This is a genomic window from Microcoleus sp. Z1_A1 (assembly GCF_036700305.1).
Taxonomy (GTDB): domain Bacteria; phylum Cyanobacteriota; class Cyanobacteriia; order Cyanobacteriales; family Microcoleaceae; genus Microcoleus.
Genome location: NZ_JAUBOR010000023.1, coordinates 68204 through 90494, shown reverse-complemented (window position 1 = coordinate 90494; position 22291 = coordinate 68204). Strand labels below are relative to the sequence as shown.

Sequence of the window (22291 nt, the reverse complement as noted above, 5' to 3'; positions counted from 1 at the left end):
AATTAATTCACGAAAATGATCTCAAATGCTCAACCGATTTAATTGTAGCCCCCATCAAGTCCAGAAATCTCTCTCGCGGATGATGCGATCGCCCCTTCTCCCCAGCAAAACTAAAAAATGTACTGGCAAATCCCTTCACAGACCCAGGCTCAGCAGTTAAATCATCTGAGGTTTTCCATTGGACGATCGCACAAACTCACCCGCCACCGCTGTTAACAACCGCCGACCTCTAATTATCGCAGGAATTCTCCTCGGTATCGGTCAATCCGGCTTTTTTGACGGCATTGTGCTGCACCAACTCCTCCAGTGGCACCATATGTTTAGCAGCGTTAAAACCGATACTACCGTTGCGGGTTTAGAATTAAATACCCTCGGAGATGGATTGTTTCACGCTGCGGATTGGTTAGTAACAGTGGCGGGAATCTTCTGTTTGTGGAGTGCTGTGAAGCGCAAAGATGTTCCTTTGTCAACTCAAACTTTTTTCGGTTCAATATTAATTGGTGCTGGATTGTTTGACTTTGTTGAAGGCATTGTTGACCATCAGATTTTGGGAATCCACCACGTCAAACCCGGTATCAACGAATTAGCTTGGGATTTAGGATTTCTCGTTTTGGGTCTTATTTTAGCGCTGTTAGGTTGGATGCTGGTACAGAGGGAAGTTCCCGCAGATACTAAAGTTTAAATGAATGGAAGATTGGGAATTATACCAAATCCGGGTTAAAAATCCCTGCCTCTCTTTTTAACTCCTCAGTTCATCCCGCCGACTCCAACCACGCCATCAAATCCTCTTGACTCCTAAAATCCAACAAAGCCTCTCCCAAATCATCTAACTGTTCCCCAGATAATCCCTGGATGCGAGTTTGAACTTCCAGTGTCACCTCACCCACCCGCCGCACTATCTGACGCATAATTAATCCTATTTCCCCCTCAATTTTACCCCTTTCGATTCCCTGTTCGATTCCTTGTTCGATTCCTTGTTGTATTCCCTGTTCAATCCCCTGTTGTAGACCAATTTCTATCCCTTTCATCACAGACCCGATTTGGTCTTGGATCAACATTTCTCGTTTATCTACATCATTCAATTCGTCTAGTGTCAAATTTGCTCGGTTGGCAATTTCCAGCGCGGTATTAATCTCTTCAATAGACCCCAATGTCTCTGGTACTGCTTCCAAAGAGGGCGCGTTTTTCATAAAGTAAATCCATTTTTCAGGCAGAGTTTCGAGTTCGTTCAATTCTTTTTTGAATTTCGGTAACTCGACAAACACTAACTTTAACTCGCAGTTGGGATAGACGAATTTTTCTTCGGTTTCTGTGAATTCAAAATTAGAAATTAGTTTTTCGGTGTTTTCAAATAAGATAAAGTCGGTGATGGTTAAAGCAATGACTGGATTTAACTTTAAATAACCTTCTCCAGCTTTGAGTTGAGTAGAATAGGTTTTCGCTGCATTGTATACTACCCGTTTTTCAAAGGCGGCGACGTTGAGTACCTGCATTTCCACAATCACGGTTTTGTTGCCGGTAATCTTGGCTTTGACATCCAGGTAAGTGTCTTTCAATCCTGTAACGCTGCCGGCTGAATAAGGGTCAATGATTTCTATTTCTTGGATTGTTGGTTCTCCGTTATACAGCATTGCATTTAGGAAGCTGATTAAAATTTCTGGATGTTCGGAAGAAGCGAATATTTTTTTGAATGCAAAGTCTGTTTTGGGGCTGATGAAACGCATATATTTTATAGGATTTTTTTTACCGCAGAGGGCGCAGAGGACGCAGAGGAGGAGAAAAGAGAGGAAGATGGATATTGGCTAATATTGGAAGGGTTGGGTTTTGTTGTCTCAACCCAACCTGTTATCTGAATGCTTTTATCAGCCTGTGGCTTCAGTAGTAGTTGCATGTGACATAACTAGCTTTCCAGTTATATCCATCGTCGCAAGCTTCAGCACTTCATTAAAAGCTAAACCCCGAATTTTGAGTTCCCACCGAATGCCTTTTGCTTTCATTCGCTTGGCTTTCCGCATATCGACATCAGCAGCTTTTTGATGCAATAGCAAATACTTCATTGCTGCTGTAGCTTCTACTTTTTTGGGAAATGCAATATAGGTGATAAATCCGCCCTCCCAATGATTGGCGTTGCGGACGCTGCTGATAGTCGCAACTCTCGGACTAAAGCGGTTCCAGTAAAAGTCGCTGTAGCCGATCGACTGTGTATTAACTTGGAGTTTGTTTGCCATTTGACTTAACTCCTATAACCTTGTGTGTGGGGTTGGCAGTACCAATTTGCTGCTGTTACTATTATAGCAAATTATTGAGAGATTGGTAACTGTTGGCTGTTGGCTGTTGGCTGATGCCTAAAACCTCAATTCATATTCAGCGGTGACGCGGTTGTCTCCTTGAAAATTACTGGAACTTCTGAGTAAAAGTTTATCGCTCAATCGATAGCGCACAGTAAATTCTGTCGGTTGATTTGCTGACAAAACTCGAATGATTGATGCTGAAATATTGCGCGTGATGTCAAACCCAACTTCTAAACCTAAACCGAGAGAACCCGCACCTGAACTGGAACTAGCACTTTGTGCTTCGTTGCCTCTAATTCGAGTGGGAAATAAGCGAAATTCGCTCAATCCTGTGGCGTTGGTAATCGCAGATTGAAGGTTGTTCAATAAACCCGCACCGGCTAAATTTGCGATCGCCAGTGTACTGTCTCCCTGTCCCAAGGTCTGCACGAAACTGCCTCCCAATAGCGCTACAATTTCTATTTCCGATCGACTCGGAGAACTCCTTAACTCAAGATTTTCCCCCAACTGAGAAGCCCTTCCCTGCACTAACGCTTGAACTCGGACACTCCGCACATTGCCGAAAGTTGTCGGTTCGTCTGCTATTTCAGAGGCTACAGATGTGCCGGGAATGCGGAACCGCGTTACTTCCTGCACCGAAGTTGCTAATCTCACATCCAGCGTCGGATCGAGTCCTTGTGTTGGTACAAAGGTCGCAGTCTGCGGGTATCCTCGATCGAGTCTAAATTGCGTTGTAAACAAATTTACCGACCCGGAAGTCAACCGAATCGTACCCTCCGGGCGAAGGTCATCTAAAGTTCCATTCACCGTCAAACCCCCAGTCGCCTGAAAACTCAATATCGGCGCACTTGTTACCCGAATTCCCCGGCCCAAATTCAGCCGCAAATCGTTTAATCCAACTTCAAAGGAAGGGGAAGGGGAAGGGGAAGTCGCAGCAGAAGGGGAATCAGAAACCTCAGTCGCAGGAGAAGCAGAAGATGTCGAATCAGAATCCGAATCGGAAGCAGAAGAGGAAGAAGCTAACTGAGTTGTGCCGCCGCCGGGACTCCGAAGAAATACTTCACCGTCGTACAGTTCAATATTACCGCTCAACTGCGGACGCCTAGCCGTGCCCCTTGCCTGCACTTGACCAACAACGCCGCCGCTGTACAATCCTCTGAGGTTCACTGCCAACTTGTCGAGATTCACAGCCAGGGGATTATCCGCATCGACATCGCCCTCAGCAAAGGGCACAGACAGCGGAATCACGCCAGCGGCGACCACTTCTCCCTGACTCAACTGTCCCCGAATTCCTTCTACCCGAATACGATCGCCCTCAAAGCGCACCGTCCCAGTCAGCCCTGTCAGCGGTTCTGGGAAGGCTTGCGCGCGGACGGTTGCATTTTCAAAATTTGCAATTCCTTGCGCTACAGGGTCTTCCAGCGTCCCTCCCACGCGAATTTGCACCTGTCCCTTGCCGCTGACCCACGCAACTTGCGGAGTCAATACATTAATAATTGCCAAACCTTCATTTTGCAAATTCGCCCTCAAATCGATTTGATTGCTGTCAGCCTTCACGGCTGCAAACGGCAACTCAAAAGGCAAACTTCCCTGCACTTCAATCGGTTCGGTTTGAGTTACCAAAGCGCTGCCACCAAAATTCAGGCGGGCATTGCTGTAACTGAAACTGCCGTCGGCTTGTTTAATCGGTTCTCCGTTTAGCGTACCCTCAACCAAACTCAATTCTCCGGTGGCTTGCGGGTTTTCCAAACTGCCAGCCAAATTCGCCCGCAAATTCAAATTTCCCGTGACATCCACAAAAGGCAATTCCACCAGTTTTGCTAACTCTTCGACGGGCACATTTTCTACGCGCAACTGCCCGGATTGAGCTTTTTGCCCGAGTTGTCCCGAAAAGCCGATCGCACTTTTGCCCGATCGAATTTCCAGAGGCAAAACAGTTAAGATTCCGTCCTGAAAACTGCCTTCAAGGCTGAACGTTTCAGCGACATATTCTCCCCACTGCCAGTTATCACCTTTGACGTTAAATTGAGCTTGCACACCAGTTTGCAAAGAACCGGCGACAGCAATTTCCGCCCCAAAAGTGCCTTGCAATTGGGATAAGGGAGGCAATTTTTCTGATGCTTCCACTGCTTGTTGCTGCTGCAAAAGTATTTCAATTTCTGCCAAACGGCGCAACTGTTCGATTAGCGGGGATTCTGGTTCTCCCACTGCCACAGTTTGCACGTCGCCACTGTCACCGTAAACCGGAGGTTTTAAGCCTCTAGCTAAGTCGCCTAAATTGAAATATTGCAAAGCGGTTAAAACCTGCTGCAAATTGCCTTGCTGGACGTTAACTTTTCCGGCAAATTGCGGGTTTGGCCCTGTTTGAACATTGCCGGAAATTAAGTATTGACCGCTGCCTTGGCGGAATATGCCGTTTGTGAGAGTGGCGCTGCCGTTAGCGTAGCTGAATTCGGCTTGGAAACTGTCACCTTTAATGTAGCCGATCGCCGGTTGGGCGATCGCAATTTGTCCATTTGCTTGCAAAGTCGCCGGATTTAACGGCATCTTCCAACCGGGCACATTTACTTGTCCCGAAACCGTACCAGTTATCGGCCCCAAACCGGCCTCTTTCCCCGGTGATAGATTCAAAGCAGCGAGGGGAAAATCGCTTAAATTAACTCGCAAAGTTTCTCCCTCGGTTTGGCCCCTAGCCACAGATTCCCCGCGTTGAATTAAGAAAGATGTCGGCAGAAAAGATTGATTTAAAGCGACTTCAATTTTGTCTTGGCGACCGGCCAAACGCAAATCTACACTTTTCCCAGCATCCGCATTCACACTCCCCGCCAGTACCGGGTCAAAAGCGACTTGATTTACTGCTAAATCCCGCACTTCCACGTCGCCAACTAAGCTGAGGGCGGCGAGGGTTCCGCTGAGACTGCCGGTAAAATCGACATTGCCGCGCAGGGGAAGATTATTCTCTGAAGGATTTTTGAGACCAATTGGTCTCAAAAATGCTAATTGTTCTGCCGGCAAGGCTTCCAGATTAAAGTTGGCGAGTTTGACATCCAAATCTAAGTTGGAAATTGAGGGCCCTCCTTTACCTTCGAGTTCGACGTTAACAAAGCCGTTTGCTGTTAAACCGGGAGTTGTGGCGTTCTCTATTTCCACCCGTTGGCCGTCCCAATTAAATACTGCCTCAAAAGGTTGGTTCAAAAACGGCAATTCCGAGATGCGGAAACTGCCGCCAGCGCGAACATTTTGTAGGGGCGGTGCCCCCGTGCCCGCCCCAATCGGCCCGGATAAATTGATATTGCCGTTAAACAGTCCTGCAAGCTGGGGGAGATTTTGGGCACCGGAGACTACACCTCCGGTTTGCAAGCTTTGTCGCTGCGACTCAAAGGCTTGCTGGAAGCGACTTAGAGCAATTTGCTCGCCCTCGATTGACGCGCGCCAATTCCCCGACGCGGCGCTGCCTTTAGCATTGACAATTCCTCCGCCGTTGGCGAGTCGAATTTGTCCGTCGCCGTTGGCGGTGATGCCGTTGGCGGTTAGATTATCTACTGTTCCCAAAATGCGGACTTGGCCGTCGAGGGTTCCGTCAATTTCTGGCGGTAAATCCGCTGTCAGCAAACCTGTTTGTTTGAGGGTTTGTTCTAAATTACTGACGGCAATTCCGTTGGTTTCCAGCAATGCTTGCAAGTTGCCGTTTTCTAATTTTGCCGTAGTATCGATCGCCCCGAGTCGATCGACCACAATCACTCCCTCTCCACTAGCACTAATTCCCTTGGCTGTCAAGTTATCCAAACTGCCCGCTGCTTGGAATTCGCCGTTAACTCTGCCGTCAATCGATTTTAGATTTTGGATTTGGGATTTTAGATTGTTGATGTTGGCAGTTTGCTGACTTCCGGGATTAAATGCTGAAGCTACATCTAAAATAGGTATTCCCAAATCTAGTGCTAAGCGGCTGAGAATAACTCGATCGGCATCGGCGAAAGCTTGCCAGCGTCTGTCTTCTAATTTACCTCTAAAAGCAAGAGTACCGTCGGCAATATTGAGTTGGCCGCTGCTGTTGACAGAAATATCGGCGGCGGTTGAATTATCAAGATTGCCGCTGGCTTGAATTTGATTCGATATTTGTCCGTCAATCGATTTTAGATTTTGGATTTGGGATTTTAGATTGTTGAGGTTGGCGACTGTTTGGGGATTGTCAGCAGTGAAAGCTAAGCCAACATCTAACAGCGGCAATCCTAAATCTACCAAGCGGCCGATCGAAGTGCGATCGGTTTCTGCTGTTCCCTGCCAGTTTCCCCCAGCCAATCCTCCTTTAAAATTAACATTGCTGTCGGCAAGATTGAGTCTGCCACTGCCGCTGGCATTGATGCTGCTAGCAGTCAAATTGTCAAGAGTTCCCGATGCTGTAAATTGACTCGATAGCAGTCCGTCAATCGATTTTAGATTTTGGATTTTGGATTTTAGATTGTTGAGATTGGCCGATTGCTGATTTTCGGGATTGAATGCTGAAGCCACATCTAAAATCGGCAGTGTCAAATCTACCAAGCGGTTGATGGAAGTGCGATCGGTTTGTGCTGTTGCTTGCCAGTTTCCCGCTACTAATTCTCCTTGTAAATTGACATTGCTGTCGGCAAAATTGAGTCTACCGTTGGCATTAACATTGATTCCGCCGGCAGTCAAATTGTCAACATTGCCCGCGATTTGAAATTCACCTGCTAGCTGCCCGCCTAACGATTTTAGATTTTCGACTTTGGATTTTAGATTGTCTAGATTTGCGGTCGTTTCCCGTGCTAAAAACGGCAAGCCAATATCAATTAATTGATTGACAGCAACTTTTTCAGTGTTGCCAAAAACTTGCCACCTTCCCGATTCTAGTTCGGCATCAACATCAACAATACTGTCAGCAATATTCAGCCTTCCTTTGCCCATCGCAGCGATCGCATTTAAACTCAAATCGTCCAGAGTTCCCGCAGCTTCGGCTGTTCCGCTGAACAAACCAACCCGTTCAGGAGGCAAATTAAGGTCTGGCAGGACTTGCTGCAAACTGTTGAGATCCACGCCATTGCCCTCGATCAAAGCTTGCCATTGACGGTCTTTTAGCGCAGCATCCACATTAACAGAAGCGTCGCCAATTTTCACAACCGTATTTTGCAAATCCGCCGAATTTCCTCCGGCTCGAATGGAGCCCGCTGCGGGGAAAGTCCCTTGCGGTGCTTGCCATTGAACTCTAGCTTGAATGTTATCTAACGGGCCGAAAATTTGAGCTTTTGCGGAGACATTACCAATTGTAACAGTAGCAGGAATCGGGAGAGCGTAAATTTGGGCGAGATTATCTGCCGGCACGTTTTCAGCTTGGAAGTCAAACACTAAACCCGATCGCGAATTCTCACTTCCCAACCTGATATCGACTTCACCTTTCCCGCCAATTTTACCACCCGCCGCCGGCACTACCAACATATCGCTCAAAGTCAAAGCTAAAGAGGAAAACGGGGGAATAGAATATTGAGAATTGGGAGTTGGGGTTTGAGCCATTCTCCCGCGTTCCAATTTGAAATTAGTGCTAATATTGTTTAATTGCAGTCGATCGACTGTAGCGGGTTTGGTCGAGGCGATCGTACCTGTCAGCACCGGCATTGCAACTGTTCCAGTCAGCTTGGCATCCGCCTTCACTTCCCCCGCCACAGCCACGGGTAATACTACTTTCTTCCCTAACTCTGTTTCCACCGCACTGACAACACTTGCCAAAGCGACTGGTTGCACGTTCGTTGTCAGATTGAAGCTAGCTTGTTGGAGATTAAAATTAGTTCCAGTGGCAACTGTTCCTGCTATTCTCAGCGGAATTAAACCGTAATTAGCCACCAGATTATCGACTATCAAATTAGTTTCCTGAAACCGCAACTGACCGCTGCTATTTTGTATAATTTGTTTTAAGGGAGAAATACTCGCTTGCACTCCTCCAAAACTAGCCGTTCCGGTAATTCCCGATACTTTATTGTCTCGCAATTGCACGGTCAAATTGCCGTTAGCCAGACCTTTTTGTAAATAAATACCGGGAAATTTCAGCAAGCGATCGAGGTCGGGCAAAGGCAAATTTTGACCTTGCAACTGTAGGTTAGTTTGAGCAGCAGGTAACAGAGAATCTGCTTTTACTATAAAATTATCGCTATTAGTAAACTGACCGTTTAGTTCGTAGAGAATGCGCTGATTTTGGTCGCGAAATAGAGCACTGCCATTTTTCAAGCTTACAGAAATCGGAGCCGAAGTTTTCTGTCCAACTGCGGGACTCGGCACCAAAACTGCGGCGGCATTTTCAGCTCGAATTGCCTCAAGTTCAGTTTTAAATAAACCCGGAGATTTCCGCTCGGCAGTGGGAAGATTAACCCAGCGGCCTGTAGCATCCTGTTCGATATAAGCGTTGGGTTTAACTAAAGTAATATCTAATTTGAGAGTGCGGTTGAACAGCAGCGGCCAAATTGAAAATTGCACTTCCACTGCTTCTGTAGAAGCGTAATCGGGATCTGTAGGAGTTGCAGGTAAAGTCGATCGGCCAAACCGCAAACTTGTCGGAGAAAATCTCTCCAAACGTCCGAGTTGCACAGGCCGCTTCAGCAACTGACTGACTTCAGTTTCCACCAAAGGAGCTAACTTTTCCCGCACCCACGCCTGTGCTACTGCAACCCCAACCAAGCCGAGAATGGTCAATCCCGTACCGCTAAGCAGCAGCAGACGCCACCAGCGGCGGTGGGGACGGGGTGCGAGTTGATTTTTGTTATCGTCGGAGTTAGTCATGGGTGTTTCTCAGAAATCAGAGAATTCAGGAATTAAGGGAATCAGCCGATTTTAGACAGGTATAATTTCTGCGATCCGCCTGGGTGGCTTCTGCCTTTGGTAGACTCACAAGTGAGGTAGGAAGTGCCGTAGGGGCGTTAGCGTTGCCCGCCCCTACGGGGGCTACGCCAACGCACAGGATCGAATTTCAAGATTCACGCCCCCCACTGCGGGGCAGAGTCCAAGAACCTTTACCAAACTTAATCAAAACACGCAACAAGACCTAATACCAAGTCCTCCAACTCCCCTAAATCCTCTCGATCCCCGCGCGTGCAAGATCGGGGGTCAAATCTAAAATCTAAAATCTAAAATCTAAAATCTAAAATCTAAAATCGCCCGATCGCTCCTAAGATAAAAAAACGGTGGTTAAGAAGGTCTTTAAAACTTATGCGAGTGTTCGTCTTACTCTTCAATGCCCGCACCGAGAACGAGGGAATTCATACCATTCAACTCGGCGATCGCAATAAAGTTCTGATGTTTGAGTCAGAAGACGACGCCACCCGCTTTGGCGTGATGTTGGAAGCTCAGGATTTCCCCGAGCCCACTGTCGAGGCGATCGACGATGAGGAAATTAAGGAGTTCTGTAACAGTGTTGATTATGATTGGGAACTGATACCGGCGGGGGCGCTGGAGATTCCGCCAGAAAACAATGTAACACAGACTCAGTGGCAGCCGGAGTCCGAACCCGATTCCGATCCGGATTCTGAGGTTTCCCAAAACGAACTGGATTCTATTCGCCGCCGACTCGAAGGACTTTTGTAATAGCCATTAGTCATTAGTCAGCAGTTATTGGTAATGGGTAATGGGTAATTGCCTCTCTGTCGGAAGTAGATTTAGCCGATCGCCCGCAAGCGCAAATTTCGAGCTTTTGAGTCACGACTTCACCAAGCTAACCAGCGGGCCGGCAATGCGTACCCTATTGTGTACACCTAATGACTGTTGACTGTTGACTAATGACCAATGACTAATGACCAATGACTAATGACTAATAAAAAAACATGAAGAATTTGGAAGAACGGGGCCATCTGCTGACTGAACAGGTGAATACCAACAGCGAGAATTTAGACCAACTCAGTTCGATCGAATTAGTGGACTTGTTCAACCGGGAAGACGCCCAAACCTTAAGCGCGATCGCCCGTGCCCGCGAAGAGTTAGCCCGAGCGATCGACATTGCAGCCGAGTCTCTGCGTCTAGGAGGCCGCCTGTTTTACGTCGGTGCGGGTACTTCCGGGCGTTTGGGGGTGCTGGATGCCGCCGAGTGTCCCCCCACCTTCTGCACGCCGCCAGAACTCGTACAGGGCATAATTGCCGGGGGTGCGGGGGCTTTGGTGCGGAGTTCGGAGGATTTGGAGGATCGGGCTGAGGATGGGGCTGAGGCGATCGCCCACCGTCAAATTACCAACTTAGATGTGGTTGTCGGGATTACGGCTGGGGGTACGACGCCGTTTGTGGCGGGCGCTTTGCAGGCGGCGCGCCAGCGGGGGGCGAAAACTGTGTTTATGGCTTGCGTACCCGTCGAACAAGTGAATTTTGAGGCTGATGTTGATATTCGGTTGTTGGTTGGCCCGGAGGTAGTGGCGGGTTCGACGCGCTTGAAAGCCGGTACAGTCACAAAAATGGCTTTGAATATCCTTTCGACTGGGGTAATGGTGAAGCTGGGGAAGGTTTACGGCAATCGGATGGTTGATGTGGCGGTGACTAATAAGAAATTGCGCGATCGGGCTGTGCGGATGTTGCAAGATTTGACTGATTTGAACCGGGATGAAGCGGGTTTTTTGCTCGAAAAAAGTGGCAAGTCTGTAAAATTAGCTTTGATGATGCACTGGACTAATTTGGAGAAGGAAGAGTGCGATCGCATTTTGGGAGAATTTCAAGGGAATTTGCGATCGGCAGTAGCATCGATTGGTCATTAGTCAGCAGTCAGCAGTCAGCAGTCATTAGTCATTAACAACTGCCAACTGCCAACTGTCAACTGTCAACTGTCATTTGCGATATCGATGCAAAAAATTGTGAAATCTCTGCAGTGGATCTGATGTGATAAACACTTTTGGTATTTGGGGCGCGATCGACATACTCGCGATATCTGGGAGTCAAATACTTGTGACACAACCAAAGAACGCGGTAACTATTAATTGAACTCTTCAAGATCGGACTCTTTTGGGGCCAGCCTTCTGGCGGTATAAACTTACCTGTAATCAGCCGTTTAGTCACCCACCAGAAATGCACGTATAGGGGCAGATCGACAAAAACCAGAGTATCTGCCTCGTTGAGTCGAACCCAGACGGTTTCCATGCAACCAAAGCCGTCTATAATCCATCGGTCAGTAGCCAAAATTTTCTCATGGGTACGCTTATATTCTTCATTTGGAACCTCAGCGCCCCCAGATTGATATTGAATCTTATCCAAGGGGTAAAGTGGCAAACCAGTGATTTCTGATAATCTCTTGCTTAGAGTTGATTTACCGCCTCCAGCGTTGCCAAACACGGCTACTTTTTTCATACTTACCCCTCTTAGGAATGATGCAGATTGTAGCAAGACTTGATATAATCAGTATCACAATCAATCTCTTTAAACAGCCCCCCTGATTATCCTCTCAAAATTCAACGTAAAGCGCTCTTGTTGTTAGATTCCCGACTTCTTAGAGGAGTCGGGAATCTGGAGATGATGTTTTTTAGGCGTTGACAAAAACAGAAGATGTAAGCTGACTTTCACTTACACCCTGCACGATTCCCAAATAATTACTGCCAGACTTAATCGCCCAAGAAGCGACGCTTGCACCTCCATCCAACTGCAAACTCACAGCTTCAAAAGTCAAGTTTGCAAATCCGATACCGTCAGTCAAACCAATTTTATCCCCAGCCCCAAAATCGGTAATCACATCTGCACTAATTAAAGTAGCCGCAGCAGACAAACCTCCTGCTAAGATAAACGTATCATTTCCGCCGCCGCCCGTCAGCATATCTTGCCCGCGATCGCCCGCCAACAAATCAGATCCGTTACCGCCAATCAAGACATCATCTTCTTTTCCGCCGCGAATAGTATCGTTACCGTCAGATCCGATTAGTCGATCGTTATCGTTGTTGCCGCTGATAAAATCATCGCCAACACCGCCATCAATTACATCGGATTCTTTGCCACCCCATAAGCTGTCATTGCCGCCGGCACCATTAATTGTATCCGCACCTTGCATCCCATTAATGCTATCAGCACCTTCTCCCCCCGTGAGATTGTCTTTGCCGGAAAGGGCAAAAATTGGCAATCCCGCAGCATTTGTCGGTATTTGAGTATCGGCACTATCTGATAGGAAATAATTGCCGCCGCTGGCTGTATTTTTGGGTGCTGTCGTCGGGCTGCCGTCCCCTGTAGCATTGGGTATTGGCGAAGTAATAGATATAGTGTTTGGTGTGGGAGTTGGTGTGGGAGTTGGTGTCGGTGTCGGTGCGGGATTGACACTACCGTCAAGAGAAGTCGCAAAAACTTGCGTCCAATAGTGATTGAAATTTTCTGTGCCTGTATCGTCGGCTAAGAAATAGTAACCAATCCCAATTTCTTTGAGATTGGGGTTAAGAATGTTAGCCCGGTGGCCACTGCTGTTCATCCAAGATGATACAACTTGTTCGGGTGTAGAAGAACCCGCAGCGATGTTTTCTGCTGCTGCTGAGAATTGATAGCCCGTTACAGTAATACGACTGGTGAATGACGAACCATCTTTGCCTGTATGGGAAAAGAAGTCTTGCAGTGCCATGTTTTGGCTGTGATTTTCCGCAGCATTTAGTAACTGAGTATTTAAGGTTAGTGGCGACAAACCTAATTTACTGCGTTCGATGTTGGTAAGTTCTAAAACTCTATAAATAAAGTTTTGATTGGTTGAAGTTGGTGCGAGTTGAGAGGCAGATCGCTCTCCTGTTAAAATGTCCGAGGACTGAGAACCTGAATTTTGTAGTTGTTCAAGCATGGGGATGATCGAGAGTTTTAAGACATGGTTTTGCTGGTAGATTGCTTACCGTCTTAACGATAGTTTCCCCGATCGCTAGCTGGCTGGACACAATTCAATAATTGTATTAATTCCTGCCGCTGCTTTATCTATTTTGATTATAGCTGTTATCAAAGTGGGGATGTCAAGAGGCTGGCTATGATTGGAAAATGGAAGAGTACGCTCGAATTTAAGGAGAGTTTCAAAGGAATGTGCGATCGCCCGTGGCATCAATACAATTTTAGATTTTAGATTTTAGATTTTAGATTTTTCCTGATTAGTAAGGTTTGCGCTACGCACCCAGCGTGCTGGATGGCTGACTAGAAACCCGGTTTCTACGATTTTTGCAGAAGAGAGGAACGACAAATATAGCAAGAAACCGGGTTTCTGAATTATGTGTGCGATCGCGAACAGAGTTTTTAGTAGAATCTTGACAAAAAATTCTAAATTAATTCAAAATTCACAACCGCGCAGGGTTGTTCCGGATCACAAAAGCAATCTCAAGATTTCAAACTATTTTCTTGTCCGGCTTTAGCCTCCTGAGCAACTTGCTCAACCTCATCTTTGGCGAGAATTTCCAAAGCCGCCTCTGCTTCCTTACCGCCCAACCGCCCCAGAGCTTGAGCTACTCTGTAACGGATCTGCCAATCAGCATTGGAAGCGTAGGGAAGCAGCAGCGGCAGCGCGCGTTTATCTCCCAATTCACCTAATGCGCTGATCGCAATGGTTTGGATCAATTCGTTTTCAGAAGTTAGGGCATTTTCTAACATCGGAAAGGCTTTCGGATCTCCCATTTCTCCCAAAGCAGCAACGATGCTCATTTGCACCAGCCATTCAGAGGTACTGCTATAAACTTGCTGCAAATCTTCTAAAGCATCGGTTAATTTCAATGCGCCCAAAGCATCGGCTGCTGCTGCTTGCACGTCGGGTTCGGGGTCGTTGTTCAGGCTGTGGAGCAGTACCTCTAAAGCGTTTGGCAGATTCTGGGTACCGAGGGTTGATAATTGGCTGACTGCTGCGTAGCGAACCCGGACGTTATTATCGCCGATCGCAATTTGAATTAGTTTATAGGCGAGCGCGGGTTCTAGTTGGCGCAGTTGGTTGACTGCTCGCAGTCTTTCGCCAAAATCCTCGGAATTCAGCAATTGTTCGACAGACTCAGGGGTAATGCTCATTCGATTTTAGATTTTAGATTTTAGATTTTAGATTTGGTAATTGGTAATTGCCAAAAGCGAGCGAGATTTAAGGAGCGATTCCCTACGGGATAGCTTCGCTTCACGACTCATTTTCTGATACAGTCCTGGAACTGCAACAGCTAATTTAAGACTCCGCAGCCATCGATCGGATAATATCTCCCCTAGTGAGGATGCCGATTACTTTGCCCGCAGTATCGACCACCGGCAATCGGTGGATACTGCGATCGTGCATCAGTTTGGCAGCTTCTTGGACAGATTGATCTGGCCCGATGGTAACGGGTTCTTTACTCATCGCTTCTCCTACTGTTTGTCCTAAAGCCTTGTGGAGTTCTCGCTCGTAACGAGATGGATTTTCCAAATAAATCACGCTGTCGAGCACCATGATATAAGCGGGCGGAGTTACGCCGGTTTCCCGCCACATCAAGTCGGTTTCGGAGATGACTCCTACCAACAAGTCATTCTCATCTACGACGGGAAGACCGCTAATGCGTCGATCGGCTAAAATTTTAATCGCTTCGTTCAAGGGCATTTCGGGTCGCGCCAAAATCGGGTCGCGGCTCATTACATCGGCTACTGTTTTTGGCATGATTAGGGGTTGATTGAGTTGTTGCTCTAAATCGATCATATAGGGAAAGGGCGGCACAGACTGAAGAAAGGCAGCTCTGCTGAAGGGATTCGTTAGAAAGTAGAAGGAAGGAAAAAGCTTGAATGCCAGAATTTTGCTGTTTTTTTCGATCGCACTATAAAATTCTGCCCTTTGCCGGACTCCGGCGAGCGATCGGTCTGACAAGATTGTTAAGATATCTTAAAGAGCGGATAAATCCTTACCAATGCCAGAATCTCCAGCCACAGAACCAGACTCCCAACCAGAAGCGCGCTGTGTATTGGTTTGCCAGTATCAATCTTGCCTGAAAAATGGTTCAGCAGCAGTGCTAGCTGCTTTTGAAGCTCAACAAGTTGCAGGGGTGAAAGTTGAGGCTACTAGCTGTCAGGGACAGTGCACCACTGGCCCGACTGTACGAGTTACCCCGGACGAAATTTGGTATTGTCGAGTTAAACCGAGTGATGTACCCTTGATTGTGGAAGAGCACCTCAAAGAGGGAAAACCTGTAGAGGCGCTGTTCAATCCGAGAATTCATGCGCGTTATTATTATTAATATTGACTTGATTCGGTGACACTTCCAAGCTCTGGCGCATCTAAATTTTAATAGTTATTATTAAGGAACTGGCACTGTGAAAATCCAAGGAATTGCGCTTAGTTTGTTCGTCCTAATTCTGGGGCGTCCGTCGGCGGTTGCTGCTCAAACCCAGGCGGTTGCTGGGGATATTTGTCCTGGGGATTTGGGGGCACAAGTAGATGCGATCGCCAACCGTCCCGAATTTAGCCGATCGCGCTGGGGCATTTTGATTCAACCTCTATCTTCTACTACTACTCTCTACAGCCGCGACGCCCAAAAATATTTTATTCCAGCATCAAATGCCAAGCTGCTAACTACAGCCGCTGCTTTACAGAAACTCGGTGCAGACTTTCGGATTAAGACATCGGTTTACAGTGGCGAAAATGGAAGTTTGTACGTTGCCGGCAGGGGAGATCCGAGCATTGCTGAGGCTCAGTTGAAATCTTTGGCGCAGCAGTTGAAGCAGCGGGGAATCAGTCAAGTTAACCAGTTGATTGGCGATGACAGCTATTTTCAAGGCAGTGCAGTCAATCCGAATTGGGAATGGGAAGACGCGCAAGCTGGCTACGGAGCGCCGATTAACAGTTTAATTTTCAATCAAAACGCGATCGACCTTCTCTTGTCCCCCCAGGCTCTGGGGCAACCTCTCAAAGTTACTTTTGCCGAACCAAAGCTGGCAAATCAGTGGCAACTTCAGAACAATTCAGTAACAGTCGCCCAAAACGAATCCGAGTTTATTGAAATTGGTCGGGAGTTCGATCGACCTATAATTCGAGTTAGTGGACAGTTGAAAGTTGGTGCAGAACCTGAATCAGCTTATGTCGCAGTTGTCAACCCCGCTAATAATTTTTTGCAGTATTTTCAACAAGCCCTGGCGGCTGAGGGAATTCCTGTTAAACAGGCTTTAGTTGCATCGGCTTCTCGCAATTTAAATCAAGAATTAGCGACTGTTGAATCGCCACCGCTGGCGGAATTGGTGAGAGAAACTAATCGAGTAAGCAACAATCTTTATGCAGAAGTTTTATTGAGATTGTTGGGGAAAGTTACAGACAAGATGCCCCTGCCACAAACACTCACAGGCAAGATGCCTGTTCCACAAGAGGATACAGGTGAAATGGGTTTGAAAGAGTTAAAAACAGTTTTAACTCAATTAGGAGTAAATCCAAACAGCTACAGATTAGCCGACGGTTCCGGCTTGTCTCGGCACAATTTAATTACTCCAGAAGCCTTGGTGCAAACTTTGAGACTTATGGCCAATTCACCTGCTGCATCTATTTACCGCCAGTCACTGCCGATCCCTGGCGAGAAGGGCACTTTGAAAAATCGCTTTAATGTTACACCAAGCCGCGTAAATTTGCAAGCAAAAACCGGAACTATGAGCGGAGTTTCGGCGCTGTCGGGATATATCGAAGTTCCGAATTACGAACCCCTGGTGTTTAGCATTATCGTCAATCAATCTGACCTATCGACTGCAAAAATGCGATCGGCAACTGACGAAATTGTGCTATTATTGAATCGCCTGCGCCGCTGTTAAAAGAACAGATTTAAGGTGAGAAAGTTAAGCTCAGTAGTTACAGCTAAGTTACACCTAAAAGACAGGACACCCAAAAACCCTACAATTTTTAAGTTTAATTAGATTGCAGCGGCGGGGATCGAAAAGCAGCTACAATAAAAGTAGAAAAATTAACACCATTGGGACGTTTTAGCCTGCTACCAGTCGGCGGGTTCTGTACTTCCCGAAAATAAGTCTAACTTTCCAACTATGAATTCTTTCGATTCCGAACAGCAACACATCTTTGTGGAAACCAATAACATCCGCCTGCACTGCGTTTCTCAAGGAGAAGGCGAACTCGTTCTCCTCCTGCATGGGTTTCCAGAGTTTTGGTACTCTTGGCGTCATCAAATCCCTGCCTTAGCGCGTCATTTCAAGGTGGTAGTGCCGGATTTGCGGGGCTACAACGATTCCGACAAGCCGGAAAGCGGCTATGATTTAGATACGCTGAGCGCGGATATTCGCGGTTTGATTGCGAGCCTCGGTTATACAAAAGCTCACGTTGTAGGTCATGATTGGGGAGGGGCGATTGCGTGGCACTTAGCTCAAAAATTCCCCGAACAACTCAATCGCTTGGCAATTTTAAACGCTCCGCACCCGCAGCGATTCGTGCAGGAAATGGCGAGCAATTTAGATCAAATCCGCCGCAGTTGGTACGTTTTGGCGTTTCAGGTTCCCGGCATTCCCGAATGGTTGATCCGGCAAAACTTGAAAGATTTTGTGCACAATGTTTTCCAAGGACAAGCTGTTCGCAAAGGATCTTTTAGCGCTGAGGAAACTAAGATTTATCAGACTGCTTTAGAAAAGCCGGGAGTATTAGCCGCCGCTATCAATTATTACCGGCAGATGTTTCACCCGCAGAGGCTTTGGAATTTGGGGCAGAAATTAGAACCTGTGACAGTGCCTACTTTGGTGCTTTGGGGAGAAGAAGATGCGTTTTTGAGCCACAAACTTGTAGAAGGTTTAGACAGATTAATTACGGCTCCGTTTAAGTTGAAATTAGTTCCTCACTGCGGTCACTGGATTCAGCAGGAAGCGCCGCAAACGGTGAATCGAGAATTGCTGAGTTTTCTGAGACATTCTTCTTCTTCTGTGGCTTTGGCATAGAAAAAAATTAACGCTTGCAAATAAGAACGGGCTCTCCGGCCCGTTCTTAATATCTGACGCACCCTACTTATTTATTAGTCCCAGAGCAAATTTTCTTGGATCAGCAGTGCAATCATTGCAGTTCTGGAACAAACACCGAGTTTGATAAAAATCCGCCTCACGTAAGTAGCAACCGTCCAGTGACTGATATTTAAATTTTTGGCAATACATTTGTTGGGCAGGCCTTGGGCTACTAATTGCGCGATCGCTCTTTCGCGTGGGCTCAGGCTAATTTCCGGTTTGTAACTTTTGCTTTGCATACTTTTGCAATCAGGTAACGAGTTAAAATCTAATCAATTAAGGGTAGAATTTCGAGTTTTTCTCGAACTTCAGATAAAGGTGTTTCCCAATCAGATGCAACGTCCCAATTAATTAACCGAGTGGCTAATTTTCCGTGTTTTAAGCCTTTGATAATTTGTCCGATCGCGCAACTTAACCCGCCGATGGGTCCAACTAACACTAAAATCGCACAAGAAGGACGAAATACTTGAGCGCGAGTAAACGCTTGAAGTACCAATTCATCTTCTGTTGAAGCTGAAAGACCAGTCAGAACGTGCCACACGTCGTGGTTTCGCACCAATCCAGTCTCCCGATGCGATCGGCTCAAAGCCTTGTTTGTCTAGAAACCGCGCCACTGAGCACCCTAATGTTCCTGCTGGCAGTTGGCGCAATTTTGCCAATTCTATTTCAAAATGTCGATCGCTCTCAATTTGAGGATTAATTGTTTGAGCCATCTTTAATATAACTCCTAATTGACCGTCAGCCATAATTTATTCTCCCTTCAACAATGATTTAATTTTCGAGAAAATTAATTTGTGTTTGTCAAGTTCATTTTTGCGCTTAATCAAGACGACTTTTTTTACCTACTCAGCTTAGAAACCGTACTTTCTGTCACAGCAATTGGCTTTCAGGAGCTTTTACATTTCTTTACAAACCTTCTTAGATGTGAAATCTGCTATCTGTAAACATCGCCCTAGTGTTTGGAATCCCAACTTGACTCACCGGGAAGTACCCGTAAAATCTACAGTATTTAGCGGTGATTGGAACTCCCTTACTTACGTATATAAATTTATTCTGCTGCTAATTATTAGAACCTGCAATGAGTCAGAAGTGGAAGCTTGCAGGCATGGTGATGCAGGTGCATACAAGTGAAGAGAGCTGAAGCAAGCTGAAGTAAGGTGAAGTTATGCAGAGTTGATGTTTAGGAATTACGCAGTAGTGCCAATCCCCCGTGGTTGCCCAATTTGTAGTGGTAATCATGGGGGATGGCCCGTATGTCGTTAGAATGCCGCTCAAATGAGTGTCACTCATTTGAGCGACTGGTCAAATATGTTCACCAACAGCTACAAATAAAGTAGAGATTCATACAAGGTGTTACTATGAAAAAACTTTCCATTTTGTTATCCACAGGAGTTGTGTCATTGATTTGGTGCGCTGCTGCTAGCGCTACCACTTATATTAATCCTAACGGTAAAACTACTTTAAACTTGTCAGAAAAAGGAAACAATCGCAGCGGTTTTTACTTAACCAAAGTAGGCAATCGGGAATTTTTGGGCAATATTCAAATTACCCGTTCCCAAGGAGCAGCAGGCTCTTACTATTACAATGGGACTTTCAAAGACACTGCGACAGGCCCTGGCCGAAAAATTGTTTGTTCTGGAGATATTGCCATTATCAGGCGTCAAGTTGGAAGAAGCAGCCAATTGGGAGCCGAAGTTACTTGGAAGGTGAAAGCAGGAGAAAATTGTCCTTCTATTGGCCAGACATTTAAAGTAAATTTAGTCGAAGCTTTACCGCGTCCTAATGCAAGTGGCGACTATACTTCTAGCAATGCTAATACTTGGTCGAGTCCAACAAATGGTCTTGTAACTTGGCCTACTTGGCGAGTCACGTCGCGAGATGGACAACTCAACTGCCGCAAGAACGCAAACGGAGCAATTCAACAAGTTTACCGCGCGGATAGAGATACAGTTGCTGCTGAACTCAGGGGAGCAAATGCGATTACGATGGCGAACGGTCAACCCTGGTTGCTGACAAGACAAGGCTGTTATGTGCGCGCTAATTCTCAATACGTTCAGCCAGTTTCTATGCCTGAATAAGTGTTCGTAAATAGGGAGCATCTCAATGAAAGTAGCCTAGCTAGAAATTGGAGTTAGGAGTCAGGAGTCAGGAGCCAGGAGCCCAAAGAAGTATTTTTACAAATATGAGATGCTCCCGCCAGATTCTCCCTCAGTGGTTCTGGCTTTCCGATCCCCTCAAACGGCAATCGGATTGTTGCCTCAATTAGCTTGTTAATTCGTTTTAACGTTTTCTTATCTTGCCCTTGCCAATATAAATAATCGCCCCAAGCCTCATCCGTCCATACTAACTTTCTAGTCATCCAACAAATTTCGCTCTACCACTTTCCCCTGCTTAAACTGAGCAATAGAACGCTCCAAATGGGCAGCATTGGCGGGAGATTTGAGTAAATGAACTGTTTCCAGCAAACTATTAAAGAACTCTAGCGACATCACCACGGCATCCTCCGCATCCCGTCTAGTGATGATGGTATAGTCCGTATCTTCCACTACTGCTTCCTTTCGCTGTGTTACTGGTTTACTGGTGTACTGGTTTACTGGCTGTACCTGCAAGTCCTACTCTTAACCCATTTAAGCGACAAGCGAGCCGAAGCCGAGCGAAAATTAAATTCGAGGCTCGCTTGTCGCTGTTGAGCGTTACTTTCGTTCTTTGCGAAAGTAACGAGTAAAACGAGTAAACAACCAGTAAACGAGTAATAATTGAGGACTAAAAAACTTAGATTTCTTCGTCCAAAACTTCTACATCATCTACATCATCTACATCATCTACATCATCTACATCATCTACATCATCTACCTCAATAGGAGCGACAGAATTAGCAGAAACCAGAGCACCAGTCTCAAGTTTCTTTTTAACTAGCTCCTCAATTTCATTTTTGAAATCGATGTTTTTCTCCATGTGCTGGATCACTTTGTCTCGTCCTTGAGCTATGTTCTCTCCGTTGTAGCTATACCAAGAACCTTTTTTCAGAATTACTCCCATTTCGTCGGCCAAGTCAGTCAGACAGCCTAAAGTAGAAATGCCTTTGCCAAATACAATGTCAAATTCGGCAATACGGAAAGGCGGAGCAACTTTATTTTTAGCAACTTTAACTTTCGTGCGGTTGCCGTATTCTTCTGTACCTTTTTTCAAGCTTTGAATGCGGCGAATGTCAAGTCGCACGCTGGCGTAGAATTTGAGTGCGTTACCGCCGGTTGTGGTTTCGGGGTTGCCGTAAGTTACGCCGATTTTCTGCCGCAATTGGTTGAGGAAAATGACGGTACAGCCGGATTTGCCGATGTTGCCGGTGATTTTCCGCAAAGCTTGGCTCATCAAGCGCGCTTGCAAACCCATGTGGGAGTCGCCCATGTCGCCTTCGATTTCGGCGCGGGGGACGAGGGCGGCTACGGAGTCAATTACTACGATATCGACGGCGACGGAACGGACGAGTTGATCGACTATTTCTAGGGCCATTTCGCCGGTATCCGGCTGGGAAACTAAGAGATTTTCAATATCGACGCCTAAAGCTGAGGCGTAGGTGGGATCGAGGGCGTGTTCGGCATCGACGAAGGCTGCGATACCGCCGGATTTTTGGACTTCGGCGATCGCGTGGAGAGCTAGAGTTGTTTTACCGGAACTTTCCGGGCCGTAAATTTCAATAACTCGACCTTTTGGCAAACCGCCGCCCAAAGCAATGTCCAGTGTCAGGGCTCCGGTGGGAATGGTTTCTACCCTCATGCGAGTGGAGTCTCCCAATCGGACGATCGCCCCTTTGCCAAAGCTGCGCTCGATTTGGGAGAGTACGGAAGTTAGAGCTTTTTGCTTTTCTGAGTTTTCAGTGGAAGTTTTTGACGCATCTTTGCTTTTTGCCATTTGCGGTACGCGGGTAGACCCCTTGCGGAGCTTGTTGATTAACTGTACAACACGTATGTTAGCAGTTATTTTTGGGGTCTGGAGGTTCTGGGAGCATTTGGTTGAAGATTCTTGATTTTGGGGTGGTTCAGCCTGCTCCCGCCTTCAGAATGCCCAAGATGTAGAAGATATTTAACTGGTTCCCAGGCTCTGTCTGGGAACCG

Annotated in this window: 20 protein-coding genes; 7 read left to right on the top strand and 13 right to left on the bottom strand. The window is 46.6% G+C overall.

Annotated elements, in window-relative coordinates:
* Positions 1-178: 178 nt before the first annotated feature.
* Complete coding sequence (locus QT973_RS16625; protein ID WP_333056201.1) at positions 179-682, top strand: DUF2243 domain-containing protein; 504 nt, start codon at positions 179-181, stop codon at positions 680-682.
* A gap of 70 nt (positions 683-752) precedes the next feature.
* On the opposite strand, the gene QT973_RS16620 is transcribed toward QT973_RS16625, so the two are convergent.
* The 3 genes from QT973_RS16620 to QT973_RS16610 form a co-directional block, all read right to left on the bottom strand.
* Positions 753-1724, bottom strand: a complete 972-nt coding sequence (locus QT973_RS16620; RefSeq protein ID WP_333312955.1) for an Rpn family recombination-promoting nuclease/putative transposase — start codon at positions 1722-1724, stop codon at positions 753-755.
* Positions 1725-1862: 138 nt separating this feature from the next.
* Entirely contained in the window at positions 1863-2228 is a 366-nt protein-coding gene (locus QT973_RS16615) for a hypothetical protein (protein ID WP_333391726.1), read from the bottom strand.
* Positions 2229-2345: 117 nt separating this feature from the next.
* On the bottom strand, positions 2346-9074 hold the full coding sequence (locus QT973_RS16610; RefSeq protein WP_333391724.1) for a translocation/assembly module TamB domain-containing protein: 6729 nt from the start codon (positions 9072-9074) through the stop codon (positions 2346-2348).
* 426 nt (positions 9075-9500) lie between these two features.
* Between QT973_RS16610 and QT973_RS16605 the strand changes: the two genes are divergently transcribed.
* Both QT973_RS16605 and murQ read left to right on the top strand, forming a co-directional pair.
* Positions 9501-9875 carry a DUF3110 domain-containing protein gene (locus tag QT973_RS16605; protein WP_333056206.1) on the top strand — a complete coding sequence of 125 codons (375 nt, stop codon included), beginning with the start codon at positions 9501-9503 and terminating at the stop codon, positions 9873-9875.
* Positions 9876-10111: 236 nt separating this feature from the next.
* On the top strand, positions 10112-11026 hold the full coding sequence (murQ, locus tag QT973_RS16600; protein ID WP_333056207.1) for an N-acetylmuramic acid 6-phosphate etherase: 915 nt from the start codon (positions 10112-10114) through the stop codon (positions 11024-11026).
* Positions 11027-11081: 55 nt separating this feature from the next.
* Here the strand turns inward: murQ and QT973_RS16595 are convergent, their stop codons facing one another.
* The 4 genes from QT973_RS16595 to QT973_RS16580 all read right to left on the bottom strand — a co-directional run bounded on the left by QT973_RS16595 (position 11082) and on the right by QT973_RS16580 (position 14868).
* Complete coding sequence (locus QT973_RS16595) at positions 11082-11612, bottom strand: adenylate kinase (protein WP_333056208.1); 531 nt, start codon at positions 11610-11612, stop codon at positions 11082-11084.
* A 172-nt stretch (positions 11613-11784) separates the two neighbouring features.
* Positions 11785-13068: a CAP domain-containing protein gene (locus QT973_RS16590; protein WP_333261550.1), complete on the bottom strand. Its 1284-nt coding sequence runs from the start codon at positions 13066-13068 to the stop codon at positions 11785-11787.
* A gap of 518 nt (positions 13069-13586) precedes the next feature.
* Positions 13587-14261 (bottom strand): phycobilisome degradation protein NblB, encoded by a 675-nt coding sequence (gene nblB, locus QT973_RS16585; RefSeq protein WP_333210459.1) that lies wholly within the window; start codon positions 14259-14261, stop codon positions 13587-13589.
* 145 nt (positions 14262-14406) lie between these two features.
* Positions 14407-14868, bottom strand: a complete 462-nt coding sequence (locus QT973_RS16580) for a CBS domain-containing protein (RefSeq protein WP_333056285.1) — start codon at positions 14866-14868, stop codon at positions 14407-14409.
* 244 nt (positions 14869-15112) lie between these two features.
* Between QT973_RS16580 and QT973_RS16575 the strand changes: the two genes are divergently transcribed.
* The 3 genes from QT973_RS16575 (at position 15113) to QT973_RS16565 (ending at position 18119) form a co-directional block, all read left to right on the top strand.
* Complete coding sequence (locus tag QT973_RS16575) at positions 15113-15439, top strand: (2Fe-2S) ferredoxin domain-containing protein (RefSeq protein ID WP_333056212.1); 327 nt, start codon at positions 15113-15115, stop codon at positions 15437-15439.
* Positions 15440-15515: 76 nt separating this feature from the next.
* Complete coding sequence (gene dacB / locus QT973_RS16570) at positions 15516-16994, top strand: D-alanyl-D-alanine carboxypeptidase/D-alanyl-D-alanine endopeptidase (RefSeq protein ID WP_333233116.1); 1479 nt, start codon at positions 15516-15518, stop codon at positions 16992-16994.
* Positions 16995-17222: 228 nt separating this feature from the next.
* Positions 17223-18119 (top strand): alpha/beta hydrolase, encoded by an 897-nt coding sequence (locus tag QT973_RS16565; protein ID WP_333391721.1) that lies wholly within the window; start codon positions 17223-17225, stop codon positions 18117-18119.
* A gap of 74 nt (positions 18120-18193) precedes the next feature.
* Here the strand turns inward: QT973_RS16565 and QT973_RS16560 are convergent, their stop codons facing one another.
* The 3 genes from QT973_RS16560 to QT973_RS16550 are packed head-to-tail and all read right to left on the bottom strand — an operon-like array spanning position 18194 to position 18925.
* Positions 18194-18418 (bottom strand): helix-turn-helix transcriptional regulator, encoded by a 225-nt coding sequence (locus QT973_RS16560; protein WP_333036912.1) that lies wholly within the window; start codon positions 18416-18418, stop codon positions 18194-18196.
* A 29-nt stretch (positions 18419-18447) separates the two neighbouring features.
* Positions 18448-18720, bottom strand: a complete 273-nt coding sequence (locus tag QT973_RS16555) for a Coq4 family protein (RefSeq protein WP_333261556.1) — start codon at positions 18718-18720, stop codon at positions 18448-18450.
* Entirely contained in the window at positions 18677-18925 is a 249-nt protein-coding gene (locus QT973_RS16550) for a hypothetical protein (protein WP_333056216.1), read from the bottom strand. The genes QT973_RS16555 and QT973_RS16550 overlap by 44 nt, the downstream gene beginning before the upstream one ends.
* Positions 18926-19537: 612 nt before the next feature.
* Between QT973_RS16550 and QT973_RS16545 the strand changes: the two genes are divergently transcribed.
* The gene (locus QT973_RS16545) at positions 19538-20257 is read left to right on the top strand and encodes a hypothetical protein (protein ID WP_333056217.1); all 720 of its coding nucleotides are present in this window, start codon (positions 19538-19540) and stop codon (positions 20255-20257) included.
* A gap of 53 nt (positions 20258-20310) precedes the next feature.
* Here QT973_RS16545 and QT973_RS16540 read toward each other — a convergent pair whose 3' ends face one another.
* The 3 genes from QT973_RS16540 to recA all read right to left on the bottom strand — a co-directional run bounded on the left by QT973_RS16540 (position 20311) and on the right by recA (position 22088).
* Entirely contained in the window at positions 20311-20538 is a 228-nt protein-coding gene (locus QT973_RS16540) for a Txe/YoeB family addiction module toxin (RefSeq protein WP_333056218.1), read from the bottom strand.
* On the bottom strand, positions 20531-20788 hold the full coding sequence (locus QT973_RS16535; protein ID WP_333056220.1) for a type II toxin-antitoxin system Phd/YefM family antitoxin: 258 nt from the start codon (positions 20786-20788) through the stop codon (positions 20531-20533). The genes QT973_RS16540 and QT973_RS16535 overlap by 8 nt, the downstream gene beginning before the upstream one ends.
* 163 nt (positions 20789-20951) lie before the next feature.
* Complete coding sequence (gene recA / locus QT973_RS16530; RefSeq protein WP_333056221.1) at positions 20952-22088, bottom strand: recombinase RecA; 1137 nt, start codon at positions 22086-22088, stop codon at positions 20952-20954.
* Positions 22089-22291 lie beyond the last annotated feature (203 nt).